Consider the following 13192-nt stretch of genomic DNA (forward strand, 5'->3'; position numbering starts at 1 on the left):
CGGCGCCCATCCCGCCTGGCAGCAGCGGCCGACGTCGCCGATGGGGCCCGGTGGCCGTCCCCGGCGGCGCGGCATCGGCGTGCTGGCCGCGGGCGGCGCCGCGGCCCTCGCCGCGCTGGTCGTCGGCGGGAGCGTGGTCCTCGTGCAGCTGAACCGCGAGCGGGCCCCGGCGAAGCCCGCGGAGGGCGGCCAGGTGCGGGTGGCGATGACCGCGCCGCAGTCCGCCAAGGGCGAGATCGACCCGGCCCAATCGGCGTTCGGCACCGAATGCTTCCTGGCCAGGCAGCTGTTCACCGGACTCACCGAGATCAAGCAGGACGGCACGAGCCGGCTGCGCATGGCCCGCAGCATCACCTCCGACGACACGTGCCGCCAGTGGAAGATCGAGATCAAGCCGGGCACCACGTTCTCCAACGGGGAACCGGTGGACGCCGAGGCGTTCGCCCGCGGCTGGGCCCGGCACGTCGCCGCCAACGGGACCACCGCCTACCTGCTGGCCGACATCAGGGGCTACCCGGCGGTGTCCCGACGCGACGCGCAGACCTTGGCGGGCGTGCGGGCATCGGGCAACACGCTGATCGTGGAGCTCGAGGAGGGCGACTGCGGGTTCACCGACCGCCTGTCCGACCCGGTCTTCGCACCCGTGCCCAGGGCCGCGGGCCAGTACGACAACCTGTCCTACAACACCGCCCCGATCGGCAACGGCCCGTTCAAGCTGCAGTCCTATACCAAGGACGGCGAGGCGGTGCTGGTCCGCAACGAGCGGTGGGCGTTCGGCAAGACCAGGCTCGACAGCGTGCGGGTGCGGCTGGTCCCGGACATGACGGCGCTCATGACCGCGTTCACGGCGGGCACGGTCGACTGGGCCGCCGTCGACACCACGACGGCGCGTCCGGCCGGCACCGCCCGCGAGCTGCGGGTCCGCCCCGCCATGTCCCAGCGGCTGCTGATCCCCATCACCACGCGCGGGCCGCTGCGCGACCGCCGGGTGCGCCAGGCCGTCTCCTACGCGCTCGACCGGCAGCAGATCGCGACCACCGCGATGGGCGGGCTCGCCCGCCCGGCGATCGGGCTGGTGTCGCCCGCCCTCCCCGGGTTCGACGGGCGCGGCCGCTGCCCGTCGTGCGAGCAGCGGAACGTCGAGGAGGCCAAGCGCCTGGCGCAGGAGGCGGGCGCGGGGCCGGGCACCGAGGTGGACCTCCACCTGCGCGCTCTCGGCGGCTACCGCACCTGGTCGCAGGCGGTCGCGCAGCAGCTGGAGCAGGTGCTGGGCTGGAAGGTGACCCTGCGGACCTACTCGAGCTCGGACTACCGGGCGCTCACCAGGGCGGTCACCGCGAAGGACGCCCAGGGCCTGATCGCGCAGGGCTGGCAGCCCGACTACCCCTCGGCCTACACGGTGCTGCAGCCGCTGCTGGCCGGCGACCAGATCGCCACCGCCGACAACGGCAGGGCCAACTACGGCGGCTGGAAGGACAAGACGTTCGACGCCAACCTGGCCGCCTACCTCGCCACCCGGGACGAGGCGGGCCGCACGCGCCTCATGCGGGCCGCCGAGAAGCGCGCCCTGGACGACATGGCCATCATCCCCGTGGTGACCGACCTGGACGGGGCCATGGTCTCCGACAGGTTCAGCGGTCTGGACCTCGACCCCGAGGGGTTCCCGACCGTGGCCACCGCCGCCCGCCGGTAGCGGCCCGCCGCGGGGCCGGGGCGGGGTCAGCCGAGCGGCAGCCGCACGGTGACGATGAGGCCGCCGCCCGAGCGCGGCGCGGCGTACACCGTGCCGCGGTGGGCCAGCACGACCGACCGCACGATCGACAGCCCCAGCCCGGCGCCCTTGGCCGACTCGACCCGGTCGGAGTTGAGCCTGCGGAACGGCTCGAACAGGCGGTCCACCTCGTAGGCGGGCACGACCGGGCCGGTGTTCTCCACCTGCACGGTGGCGTACCCGTCCAGCACGCCGGTGCGCACCCACACCTCGCCGCCGTCGGCGTTGTGCTTGACGGCGTTGTCCACCAGGTTGGACACCAGGTGCTCCAGCAGCACCGGATCGCCCAGCGTGGTGCCGGTGGTCAGCTCGGGGTGCACGGTGACGTCGTTGTCGTGCTCGCGCTTGCCGTGCGTCTCCAGCACGGTCGCGGCGACCTCGGCGAGGTTCACCGGGGTGCGGGTGGTGAGCTGGCGTTCGCTGCGGGCCAGCAGCAGCAGTCCCTCGATCAGCCGTTCGTGCCGGGCGTTGGTGGCCAGCAGCGTGCGGCCCACCGTCTTCAGGTCGTCGGACGCCTCGGGGTCGCCGAGCGCCACCTCCAGCAGCGTCCGGTTGATCGCCAGGGGGGTGCGCAGCTCGTGCGAGGCGTTGGCGACGAACCGGCGCTGGGAGTCGAACGCCTGCCCGAGCCGCTCCAGCATCGCGTCGAAGGTGTCGGCCAGCTCCTTGATCTCGTCGTCGGGGCCCTCCAGCGCGATGCGCTCGTGCAGGGTGCTCTCCGACAGGCGGCGCGCGGTCGCGGTCACCTTCTGCAGCGGGCTGAGCGCCCGGTCGGCCACGAAGTAGCCCAGCACCACGGCGATGATCCCGACCCCGGCCAGCGCCACCAGCGACCGGCTGACCAGCCGCTTCATGGTGATCTCCTTGAGCACCTCGGCGCCCACCGGCGGCCCGGACGGCGTGTAGATCACATAGCCGCGCGGGAACACCGAGTTGAGGATCGACCCGACCAGCAAATACGTCACGAACAGCAGCAGCGCCCCGGCGAAGAAGAACAGCAGCCCGTACAGCACGGTCAGGCGCAGCCGCACGCTCACCCGGCTCGGCAGGGCGCGCAGGTCCGCGCCGAGGGATACGACGCCGCGGCCTCTGCCCCTGCCGACCGGCGGCAGCGGGTTGGGTCCGGTGGAGCCGTGCCATCCGCCGTGCCCGGTCTCCTGCGGCCCGCCGGGGGCGACGGGACGCGTCGCGGCGGCCTGGACGTCGGCGGGCGGCGGGGCGCCGGTCCCGTCCTGGGCGGCGGAGGGCGGGGTCACAGGCGGTACCCCACTCCCGGGACCGTCTCGATGATCGGCGGGTCCCCCAGCTTCTTGCGCAGCGTCATCATCGTGACCCGCACCACGTTGGTGAACGGGTCGATGTGCTCGTCCCATGCCTTCTCCAGCAGCTGCTCGGAGCTGACCACCGCGCCGTCAGCGCTGAGCAGCACCTCCAGCACCGCGAACTCCTTGCGGGTCAGGTCGATCGGGCGGCCGTCGCGCTCCACCTCGCGGCGGGCGGGGTCGAGCTTGATCCCGGCGCGCTCCAGCACCGGCGGCAGCGGGGCGGCGGCGCGCCGGCCGAGGGCCCGCACCCGGGCGATCAGCTCGGCGAACGCGAACGGCTTGGCCAGATAGTCGTCGGCGCCGATGGACAGGCCCTCGACCTTGTCGTCCAGCTCCCCCGCGGCGGTGAGCATGATGATGCGGGCGGAGTAGCGGCGGGCGACCAGCCGCTTGCACACCTCGTCGCCGTGCACCTTGGGCAGGTCGCGGTCGAGCACGATCACGTCGTACTCGTTGACCTCGGCCCGGTCGAGCGCGCCCGCGCCGTCGTAGGCGACGTCCACGGCGAGCGCCTCGCGGCGCAACCCGGTGGCGATCGCGTCCGCGAGGACCCGCTCGTCCTCGACGACCAGAACACGCACTTGGTCTCCTCCTCGGCCCTCGGCCCGGCCACGGTCCCACGTCAACCGTAAGACGCCGGTAAGTTCCCTCGTCAGCGGCCGGCAGCAGGTATGTCAGGTTGCGCTGAAAATTTCATCCCGAATCAGGTTTATTCCAAGCGTAGGTGTGGGTAAGGGGGGCCTGTTCCCGGGAGGAGGTCCATGGGCGAGTTGTCACGTGCGATCCAGCAGCGGCTCGACGACGCGTACGAGTCGCTGCGCCATGCCCACGCCGTCGGCGACACCTACCTGGCGGACATCCGCCAGGAGGAGATCAAAGAACTGCGCCGGATCGCGGCGAACCACGACATCGGCCTCGAGCCGTCCCGCTGCGAATAGACGCGCGCGGGGAGCGGGGAGCAGTGCGCTCACGGGAACGTGAGTCCGGTGCTCCCCGCTTCTTCTCCCCGCACGGCGGTGCGCCCACCGGGAGGGCGTGGGCGGCCCCGGCCTGCGCGCCCAAGGCGACACCCCGTGGGCGCGCCGTCGCAGACGGGGCCTGTACGGCTCTGTGACCTCCTGTGGCGCCCTGGCCGGGGTCAGTCGCGGGCGGGGTCCAGCGGGGCCAGCAGGTCGTGCAGCTCCTCCCACAGGCCCGGCGCGGCCGCGATGACCAGGTCCGGGCCCGCGGGGGCGCCGTTCAGGCCGCCGACGCGGCCCCCGGCCTCCCGCACGACCAGCGCGCCCGCGGCCACGTCCCACGCCTGGACGCCGCGCTCGTAGTAGGCGTCCACCCGTCCGGCGGCCAGCGAGCACAGGTCCACGCTGCACGAGCCGCCGCGGCGGATGTCGCGCACGTTCGGCAGCACCCCGGTGAGCACCTCGGCCTGGTGGGCGCGGCGCCGCGCCTCGTACCCGAACCCGGTGGCCACCAGCGCCCGGTTCAGCGGCACCCCGGTGTTGCAGCGCAGCTCGCGGGTGCCGGTGGCGGTGTGCAGCAGCGCGCCGGCGCCGCGCGCCGCCGTGTAGGTCTCGCCGCGGCGCGGCATGTCCACCGCGCCCGCCACGACCTCGCCGTCCACCTCGGCGGCCACGCTGACGCCCCAGTCGGGCAGGTCGTACAGGTAGTTGACGGTGCCGTCGATGGGGTCGATCACCCACCGGACGGCGCTGCCGCCGGCCCGGGTGCCGCCCTCCTCGCCGAGGAAGCCGTCGTCGGGCCGCCGCTCGCGGATCCGGTCGATGATCAGCTTCTCGGCGGCCCGGTCCATCTGGGTGACCACGTCGGTCGGGCTGGACTTGGTCTGCACCACGTCCGGCCCGCCGGCCGGACGCTTGTCGACCAGCATCCGGCCCGCCTCGCGGGCCACGGCCACCGCCAGTTCGAGCAGCTCCTCGGGCAGGCTGCGCACCCTCATATCCCCCTCATCGGTATCTCGTCGTCGCGCGCGGCCGTCAGCGGCCCGCGCCCGCGGCGGCCCCGCCCGCCGGCTCGGTGACCAGCTCGCGGGCGAGCGCGGCGAAGCGCGGGTCGGGGCAGGGCGTCGCAACGCGCTCGAACCGCACGCCCAGCGCGGCCGCCTTGTCCGCCGCCTCGACGTCCAGGTCGTACTTGACCTCCATGTGGTCGGACACGAACCCGATCGGCACGACCGCCACCGCGCCGACGCCCTCGGCCGCCAGCTTCTCCATGTGGTCGCAGATGTCGGGCTCCAGCCACGGCTGGGCGGGCGGGCCGCTGCGGCTCTGGTACACCAGGTCCCACGGACGGCCGGGCGCGGCCCGCTCGGCGACGGTCGCCGCGACGTCCTCCAGCTCGGCGACGTAGTCCGCGCGGCCGGGCTGCGCCAGCGGCACGCTGTGCGCGGTGAACAGCACGCGGGCGTCCTGCGGGAGCCGCGCCAGGGCGTCGCGCAGGCCGTCCACGAACGGGTCGATGAACCCGGGGCGGCGGCAGTACGCCGGCAGCTTGTCGATCTGCGGGGCCCCCGGCACCTCCTCGCGCGCGCGGGCGATGTCCTCCAGGTACTGCAGTTCCGAGGAGTAGCCGCTGTAGGCGGAGGTGACGAACGCGGCGGCGCGGCGCACGCCGTCGGCGGCCATCTGGCGGACCGTGTCGGCCAGGTACGGCGTCCAGTTCCGGTTGCCCCAGTACACCGGCAGGTCGATGGAGTGCGCGGCCAGGTCGGCCTCGATGGCCGCCTTGAGCCTGCGGCACTGCTCGTTGATGGGGCTGACGCCCCCGAACAGGTAGTAGTGCTCGGCGACCTGTTCCAGGCGCTCGCGCGGGACGTTCCGGCCGCGTGTGACGTTCTCCAGGAACGGCATCACGTCGTCTGGTCCCTCGGGCCCGCCGAACGACAACAGGAGCAACGCGTCGTAGTCAGTCATAGTCGATCTGTCACTTACCGGCTCGCTCCATTCGCGGTCATGGCTCCATCCAACCAGCCGCGTCCGGGTGCCGTGCGCGGCCCCGGGGTGAACGTCCGGCGGCCCCTCAGTGGCGGGGCTGCGCCAGTCAGCAGGGCCAGTCAGCAGGGGCAGTCGGGCACAGCCCGTCAGACAGGGCCCGTCAGGCAGGCCCGTCGAACAGGGCCTAGTCGTAACGCACGGCGTAGGCCCTGGCCAGGTTCAGGACCTTCTGGACGTACCAGTCGGCGTGGTTGTAGGCCCAGATCGCCTGGTAGAGCTGCCGTCCGCCCTTGCCGGCGCCGTGGGCGCACAGGTAGCGGGCGGCGGCGGGGACGGCGTCGTAGGGGTTCATGATGTCGGCCTTGCCGTCGCCGTCGCCGTCCACGCCGTAGGAGCGCCACGTGGACGGCAGGAACTGCATGGGGCCGAGCGCCCCCGCGCTGGAGCGGCCTGCGTTGCGGCCGTGGTCGCTTTCCACCTGGCCGATGGCGGCGAGCACCGTCCAGGACAGGCCGGGGCAGCTGCGCGCGGCCTGCTTGTAGAGGTCCAGGTAGCTGCCGGGGCGCCCGTTCGCCTCGGAGGGGGCCTGGTAGCGCTGCTCGTGCAGGTTCACCACGTCGGCGTTGCGCCCAAGGATCTTCTTCACCGCGGCCGCGAGTTTCGCCGCGTCCACGCCGGGTGCGTTGACCATGACCGCGACGTTGGGCACCAGGCCCATCTCGGTGCCGGTCTTGCTGTTCACCAGCATGTCGATGCCGGGCAGCCCCAGGGTGCCCGACCCGCCCATCTCCAGCTGCGGGATGGTGCGGGCCACCACCGGGTAGCGGGTGCCCCGGGCCAGGCGCAGCTGGTCGGCCGCCGCCGTGGAGACCACGAACCCTCCGGCGGCCAGCGCCTCCCACAGGTCGTTGCGCTTGGCGGTGCCCGGCGGCGTCCAGGACCGGAACCGGGACGGGTCGACGGCGAAGGTGTTGATGCCGCGCCCCTGCAGCTGCACCGCCCCGCCCGCCACCGCGATGACGTCCCGCACCCCCTTCAGCCTGCCGATCCTGGCGATCGCGGCCCGGCCGATGGGGCCGCTGCGCGACACGGCCAGCACGTCCGGGGGGACGACCCGCCGCAGCGGGGCGACCTGGCGTTCCTCGGCGACGTTGGCGACCGGGCCGCCCGGGCCGCCGGTCGGCGGGCTCTGGGTGCGCGACGCGGCGCCGCGGGACGTGCCGCGTTCGCCGTCGGCGCTCAGCGCGACGTAGACGCCGCCTCCGAGATTCCCGGCGCACAGCACGGCGATGCCGGCCGCGGCGGCCGTCAGCCCGCGGCGGCCGCGCGGGGGGCGGGGCGCCGCCGCACGGGCCTTCCGGGCCTTCTTCGGCGGGCTCGCCTGCTCGGTGCGTTGCGGCCGGGCGGGGGCGTGCGGGGGTGAGGAGGAAGCCACAACCATTCCCAACGAGCGTCGCTACGGCTTGGTTACAGGTTCTTTGCAGTTGTCACGTTTGGGTAGCGTGATCATGTTCCGACCTCGCGGATCACTGTGACGGGTCGCGGCGCGGGGAGGCGGCGGTGCGCCGCCGCACGCGTCCGGTGCGACCTCCGGGGGCGGAGGGGACGAGGTTACCCGGGAGTTCACCCGGGCGGGGAGAGGGGACCAGGGTTGGCCAACGCGTACCGGGAGCTGCTCGCCGTTCCCGGGGCCCGCCTGTTCGTCGCCGCGGGCCTGGTGGGGCGGATGTCGATGGCCATGGTGGGGATCGGCGTCGTCCTGCTGGTGTCGGCGGCCACCGGATCGTACGGCGTCGCGGGCGCGGTGTCGGCGACGATGTCGCTGGCGTACGCGGCCGGCGGGCCGGTGAGCGCGCGGTTCGCCGACCGGTACGGGCAGCACCGGGTGCTGGTTCCGCTGGCGCTGGCCAACGCCGCCGGGTTCGCCGCGCTGGTCCTGTGCGCCGAGCTCGCGCTGGCCGCCTGGACGCTGTTCCCGGCCGCCGCGCTGGCGGGGGTGACGCAGCCGTCGCTGGGCGCCTGGGTGCGGGCGCGCTGGTCGCATGTGCTGCGGGAGCGTCCCGCCCGGCTGAACACGGCGTTCTCGTTCGAGTCGGTGGTCGACGAGACGATCTTCGTGGTGGGGCCGCTGCTGGTCACGGCGCTGGCCACGGGCGTGCATCCGGCGGCCGGGCTGGGCGCGTCCGCCCTGTTCACCCTGGTGGGCTGCCTGGCGCTGGCGGTGCAGCGCGCCACCGAGCCGCCGCCGCGGCCGCGCGAGCGGGCCCGGGGCGCCGCGCTGTTCGGCAATCCGGGGCTCATGGTGCTGGCGCCGGTGTTCCTGATGCTGGGCGTGGTGTTCGCGGCGATCGACGTCACGGGGGTGGCGTTCGCCGAGGAGGAGGGGCACAAGGGGCTGGCCGGGGTGCTGCTGGGCTGCTACGGGCTGGGCAGCGGCGCGGCCGCGCTGTGGTACGGGGCGCGGGCGTGGAAGAGCCGCCTGGACCGGCGTTTCCGCGTGGGGCTGGTGCTGCTGGCGGTGGGCCTGGTGCCGCCCGTGCTGGTCGACGACCTGTGGTTGATGATGGCCGTGGTGTTCTTCTCCGGGCTGGCGATCTCCCCGACGGTGATCCCGGGGTACGGGCTGGTGGAGCGGCTGGTGCCGCCGCACCAGCTCACCGAGGGCCTGGCGACGGTGTCGACGCTGATCGGGGTGGGGCTGGCGTTCGGGTCCTCGATCGCGGGCCGGGTCGTGGACGGGCACGGGGCCGGCACCGCGTTCCTGGTGCCGCTGGGCGCCGCGCTGGCGGCGGCGGCCGTGGGGCTGGCCGGGACGCGCCGCCTGCGCACCGCCGAACAGTAAACATGAACTTTCCTCATGAACGGTGGGACGAGTAGAGTCCTGCCATGTCCCCCTCGAGGTCCCCCGCGAGCACGCAGACCTGGCGGAACTGGGCGGGCAACCAGCGCGCCGTCCCCCAGCGCGTCCTGGCCCCCCGCGACACCGGCGAGGTCGCCGCCGCGGTCCGCGCGGCCGCCGACGAGGGCCGCACGGTCCGGATGATCGGCACCGGCCACTCCTTCACCGGGGCGGCCGTGGCCGAGGGAATCATGCTGCGTCCCGACCGCCTGAGAGCCGTCCGCTCCGTCGACACCGCCACCCGGCTGGTCACCGTGGAAGCGGGGCTCCCCCTGCACGCCCTCAACAGGCTCCTGGACGAGCACGGGCTGGCCCTGGCCAACATGGGCGACATCCAGCAGCAGACCGTTGCGGGCGCCCTGCAGACCGCCACGCACGGCACCGGCCGGGACGTCGCCGGGCTCGCCTCCCAGGTCGCCGCCCTGGAGCTGGTGCTCGCCGACGGCAGCGTGGTCACCTGCTCCCGCGACGAGCGCCCCGACCTGTTCGACGCCGCGCGCGCGGGCGTGGGCGCGCTCGGCATCGTCACCGCCATCACCTGGCGCACCGTCCCCCGCTTCCTGCTGCGCGCGCAGGAGCAGCCGATGCGCTGGGACGAGGTGCTGGCGCGCACGGACGAGTTCGCCGAGGCCAACGAGCACTTCGAGTTCTACTGGTTCCCGCACACCGACGGGTGCCTGACCAAGCGCAACAACCGCGTCGAGGGCCCGGCCAGGCCCCTGCCCAAACTGCGGTACTGGCTGGACGACCAGTTCCTGTCCAACACCGTGTTCGGGGTGCTCAACCGCGTCACCCACCGCGCGCCGGCCGTCACCCCCCGCCTGAACGCCGTGTCGGCAAGGGCGCTGGGGGCGCGCACCTACACCGACACGTCCTACAAGGTCTTCACCAGCCCGCGCACGGTGCGGTTCAAGGAGCAGGAGTACGCGATCCCCCGCGAGATGCTCGTGCCGACGCTGCGCGAGCTGCGCGCCCTGTTCGACAAGCGGGACTGGCGCATCAGCTTCCCGATCGAGGTGCGCGTGCTGCCGCCCGAGGACGCGTGGCTGTCGATGGCCTACGACCGCCCCACCGCGTTCATCGCCGTGCACGTCTACCACCGCGACCGGCACGAGGAGTACTTCCAGGGCGTCGAGGAGCTGATGACCGCGATCGGCGGCCGCCCCCACTGGGGCAAGCTCCACACCCGCGACGCCGCCTACCTGGAGACGGTCTACCCGCGGTTCGGCGACTTCGTCGCCCTGCGCGACGAGCTCGACCCCGACCGGCGCTTCGCCAACCCCTACACCCGGCGCGTGTTCGGCGACTGACCCCGGCCCGCGGTCAGCGCGGGGTCGAGTCGGGGTCGGCGCCGGAGCCGGTGCCGCCCTGCCCGCCGCCGTCGTCCTCCTGACCGCCGCCGGGCGTGCCGGACGGGGCCTGGGTGGGCGTGCGGGACGGCGCGGGCGTCGTCGGGCGGGACGACGGCTCCTGCGGGACGCTGGCGGAGGGCGTGGGCTCCGGCTCGGTGGACGCCTGCCGCGTGGGGTCGTCGGACGGGCCGGTGGAAGGAGCGGACGGGCCGCCGGTGTCCTGCTCGGACGCGGTGGGCGTGGGCGTGACGTCGCCTCCGCCGTCGCCGCGCGCACCGCCGCCGCCGAACACCTGGTCGAGGGTGGTGCCCTTGCCGGTGCTGCTGCCGATCGGCTTGCCGGTCTGCCACTCGTAGACGCTGATGCCTCCCATGACGACGGCGAACACGACCGCCGACGACAGCAGCAGCACCTTCCAGCGCCGCCGGGCCCACTGGGCCGTGGCGTCGAACGCGGTCCGCCACGCGGCGGCCCTCGCGGCCTCCTCCCCCGCCTCGTCGGCGAGGGCGGCCGCCACGGCCCGCGTGGGGTCGGCCGCGCCGTGCGGCACCGGGACGTCGACGCGCGTGGCGTTGGGGTCCGACCCGCCCGGCGGGTACAGGGCGCCCGGGTCGAGACGCGTCGCATTGGGGTCGGAGTGGCGCGCGCCGGGGTCCGGGCGCGTGGCGCCGGGGTCGCCGACGAGCATCGCCGGGTCAGCGGGGCGCACTCCCTCGGGCCAGACCACGGTGCGCGTGGGGTCGGCGCTGGCGGCCTCCCGCGCCGCTTCCTGCGCCGCCTCCTGCGCGGTGTCCCGGTTCTTCTCCTGGAGCTGCTCCTTGCCCTGGTCGAGGTAGTACTTGCAGACCGCGGTCCCGGCCGTGGACGCCACGCTCATGAAGGCCGCGCCGAGGATCGTCCCGTACACCCCCAGGTACGACGCCCCCCAAGCGGCGGCCAGGGTGGCGACACCGCTCGCGATGAGCTGGGTGGTACTGACATCCGGCAGCCGTCGCGGCATCGACGAGCGTCCCCCTAAAAACAGGTCGTCCCACACAAACCAGGTAAAGTCCCGCAAACCGAAACTAATGGCACTGTGTGGGTGTTCCAGGCACGGACGTGACGCTCGCAACTGCCGCGCCGGGACGCGACCCGTGCGGCGGACTGGAGCCACGGGCTCGCATCGGGCACAGTGTGGAAAAGGATCCACAAGAAACCGGCAGGGCGCCCCCGGCCGGACCGCCGCACGGGCAAGCTGGGCCAGGTGCCCTCTTCAGCCTCCTGAAGAGGGCTTCGAGAGCGGCGATGTTCGGACATGCCGGGTACGGTGCTGGCAGCAGGTGTGTCCGAAAGAGAGACTCGGGATTCCGGGGGGAAGGGCACGCATGCGCCCTCAGTGCCGTCAGGAAGGGCAGGAAGGACACGCATGCAGGAGCTGCGCCTCGTCGCGGTCAGCGAGGACGGTACGTACCTCGTCCTGGCCACCGCGGGCCGAGGCACCCGGTTCACCCTGCCCGTCGACGATCGGCTGCGTGCAGCGGTCCGTGGGCACTTCTCCCGCCTCGGCCAGTTCGAGATCGAAGTGGAGAGTCCCTTGCGTCCCAAGGAGATCCAGGCTCGCATCCGGTCCGGCGAGACGGCGGAGGAGATCGCAGAGTCCGCCGGAATCCCGGTGGAGCGCGTCCGCTGGTTCGAGGGTCCGGTCCTGCAGGAGCGCGAGTACATGGCGCAGCAGGCGCAGCGGGTCGCGGTGCGCCGGCCGGGCGACTCCACTCCCGGGCCGCCGCTCGGCGAGACCGTGGAGGAGCGCCTGGGCCGGGGCGGGGTGGACCTCGAGGACGTCGAGTGGGACTCCTGGAAGTGCGAGGACAACACCTGGCGGGTGCGCCTGTCGTTCTTCGAGAACGGCCGTCCGCACGCCGCCGAGTGGGTGTTCGACCCGCGCCGCCGGCACGTGTCGCCGCTGGACGAGGTCGCCGCGCGGCTGACCGCCGTGGACTGGGACGACGAGGACGACTCGCTCGGCGACACCGTCACGCCGCTGGTGCCGCGCCGGCCCGCGATGAAGGTCGTCAGCGATGCGCGCCCGTTCGGCATCGGACCGGCGCCGCTGCCCGGCCCGGCGGCGCGCGGCATCCCCGCCGGGTACGAGCCGCCCGCCGAGCCGCCGCTGCGGGCCGCGCCGACGCGGATCGTCGAACCGCGTCCGCAGCCGCTGTCGCTGCCCGAGGCGCCGGTTCCGCCGCCGCGCGAGGAGCCCGCCGCGTCGGCGCCGGACGAGGCCGCCCCCGCGTCCTCCGCGCCCGCCCAGGACGCTCCCGAGGAGCCGCAGGAGCCGCGGGAGGACGGGGCGGCCGCCGACGGGGAGGCGCCCGAGGCCGCCGCCGAGCAGCCGGAGGAGCGGCCCGCCGACGGGGCCGAGGAGACCGCCGAGGCCGCCGAGAACGCCGCAGACTCCGCGGCCGACGACGACGCCGCAAAGGACGCCGCAAAGGACGCCGCGGAGACCGACGAGGCGGCGGACGAGGCCGCCGAGGCCGAACCGCAGCCCGCCGAGGCGGAGTCCCGGCCCGCCGAGGCCGCGGACGCCGCTGAGAACACCGCTGAGAACGCCGCGGAGGCGGCTGCCGGAGCCGAGGCCGGCGACGGCGAGGCCGAGGCGCAGCAGGCCGAACAGGCGCCCCGGCCGGAAGAGGCCGCGGCCGCGCAGGCCGGCACGCCGAAGGACGAACCGGAACCGGCGGAGCCCGAGCCCGCGGCCGCGGCCGAGGAGCCGCAGGCCGAGGAGCCCGCCGGTCCCCCGGCCGAGCCTCCTGCCGCCGAGCCCGCGGTCGGACCCGCCGCCGACCCCGCCGACGTGCCCGCGGCCGAGGCGCCCGCCGCAGCGGCCCCACCGGAACCCGCGGCCCCGCCCA

At 74.3% G+C, this 13192-nt stretch carries 11 protein-coding genes; 5 read left to right on the forward strand and 6 right to left on the reverse strand.

The window, feature by feature from the left end; all coding sequences use genetic code 11:
• Nucleotides 1-1693, forward strand: a 1693-nt coding sequence (locus ABD879_RS29580; protein WP_345025003.1) for an ABC transporter substrate-binding protein, incomplete at its 5' end; no start/stop codon positions are given.
• Nucleotides 1694-1719: 26 nt separating this feature from the next.
• On the opposite strand, the gene ABD879_RS29585 is transcribed toward ABD879_RS29580, so the two are convergent.
• Both ABD879_RS29585 and ABD879_RS29590 read right to left on the reverse strand, forming a co-directional pair.
• Nucleotides 1720-3027, reverse strand: coding sequence for a sensor histidine kinase (locus ABD879_RS29585; protein ID WP_345025004.1), 1308 nt, complete (start codon nt 3025-3027; stop codon nt 1720-1722).
• On the reverse strand, nt 3024-3677 hold the full coding sequence (locus ABD879_RS29590; protein ID WP_345025005.1) for a response regulator transcription factor: 654 nt from the start codon (nt 3675-3677) through the stop codon (nt 3024-3026). Before ABD879_RS29590 ends, ABD879_RS29585 begins: the two co-directional genes overlap by 4 nt.
• 180 nt (nt 3678-3857) lie before the next feature.
• On the opposite strand from ABD879_RS29590, the gene ABD879_RS29595 reads away from it, so the two are divergent.
• Nucleotides 3858-4034 carry a hypothetical protein gene (locus ABD879_RS29595; RefSeq protein ID WP_345025007.1) on the forward strand — a complete coding sequence of 59 codons (177 nt, stop codon included), beginning with the start codon at nt 3858-3860 and terminating at the stop codon, nt 4032-4034.
• 200 nt (nt 4035-4234) lie between these two features.
• Here the strand turns inward: ABD879_RS29595 and ABD879_RS29600 are convergent, their stop codons facing one another.
• From ABD879_RS29600 to ABD879_RS29610, 3 genes are all read right to left on the reverse strand, one after another.
• Nucleotides 4235-5053 (reverse strand): inositol monophosphatase family protein, encoded by an 819-nt coding sequence (locus ABD879_RS29600; RefSeq protein WP_345025008.1) that lies wholly within the window; start codon nt 5051-5053, stop codon nt 4235-4237.
• 37 nt (nt 5054-5090) lie between these two features.
• Nucleotides 5091-6026, reverse strand: coding sequence for a ferrochelatase (locus ABD879_RS29605; protein WP_345025009.1), 936 nt, complete (start codon nt 6024-6026; stop codon nt 5091-5093).
• Between the two features lie 205 nt (nt 6027-6231).
• Nucleotides 6232-7488, reverse strand: a complete 1257-nt coding sequence (locus ABD879_RS29610; RefSeq protein ID WP_345025010.1) for a lytic transglycosylase domain-containing protein — start codon at nt 7486-7488, stop codon at nt 6232-6234.
• Nucleotides 7489-7698: 210 nt separating this feature from the next.
• Here ABD879_RS29610 and ABD879_RS29615 point away from each other — a divergent pair, with 210 nt between their 5' ends.
• Nucleotides 7699-8889 carry an MFS transporter gene (locus ABD879_RS29615; RefSeq protein ID WP_345025011.1) on the forward strand — a complete coding sequence of 397 codons (1191 nt, stop codon included), beginning with the start codon at nt 7699-7701 and terminating at the stop codon, nt 8887-8889.
• Nucleotides 8890-8933: 44 nt separating this feature from the next.
• Nucleotides 8934-10256 carry a D-arabinono-1,4-lactone oxidase gene (locus ABD879_RS29620; RefSeq protein WP_345025012.1) on the forward strand — a complete coding sequence of 441 codons (1323 nt, stop codon included), beginning with the start codon at nt 8934-8936 and terminating at the stop codon, nt 10254-10256.
• A 13-nt stretch (nt 10257-10269) separates the two neighbouring features.
• Here ABD879_RS29620 and ABD879_RS29625 read toward each other — a convergent pair whose 3' ends face one another.
• Nucleotides 10270-11298, reverse strand: a complete 1029-nt coding sequence (locus tag ABD879_RS29625; RefSeq protein ID WP_345025013.1) for a hypothetical protein — start codon at nt 11296-11298, stop codon at nt 10270-10272.
• Nucleotides 11299-11703: 405 nt separating this feature from the next.
• Between ABD879_RS29625 and sepH the strand changes: the two genes are divergently transcribed.
• Nucleotides 11704-13192: septation protein SepH (sepH, locus tag ABD879_RS29630; RefSeq protein ID WP_345025014.1), on the forward strand; the 1489-nt coding region annotated here is incomplete at its 3' end.

The organism is Actinomadura keratinilytica, assembly GCF_039539665.1.
Lineage (GTDB): Bacteria > Actinomycetota > Actinomycetes > Streptosporangiales > Streptosporangiaceae > Spirillospora > Spirillospora keratinilytica.

What these genes read in the sequence shown, in the direction of transcription:
- ABD879_RS29620 (WP_345025012.1), top strand. Translation starts at nt 8,934, where the DNA reads ATGTCCCCCTCGAGGTCCCCCGCGAGCACGCAGACCTGGCGGAACTGG.
- ABD879_RS29605 (WP_345025009.1), bottom strand. Translation starts at nt 6,026, where the DNA reads ATGACTGACTACGACGCGTTGCTCCTGTTGTCGTTCGGCGGGCCCGAG.
- ABD879_RS29610 (WP_345025010.1), bottom strand. Translation starts at nt 7,488, where the DNA reads ATGGTTGTGGCTTCCTCCTCACCCCCGCACGCCCCCGCCCGGCCGCAA.
- ABD879_RS29600 (WP_345025008.1), bottom strand. Translation starts at nt 5,053, where the DNA reads ATGAGGGTGCGCAGCCTGCCCGAGGAGCTGCTCGAACTGGCGGTGGCC.
- ABD879_RS29595 (WP_345025007.1), top strand. Translation starts at nt 3,858, where the DNA reads ATGGGCGAGTTGTCACGTGCGATCCAGCAGCGGCTCGACGACGCGTAC.
- ABD879_RS29625 (WP_345025013.1), bottom strand. Translation starts at nt 11,298, where the DNA reads ATGCCGCGACGGCTGCCGGATGTCAGTACCACCCAGCTCATCGCGAGC.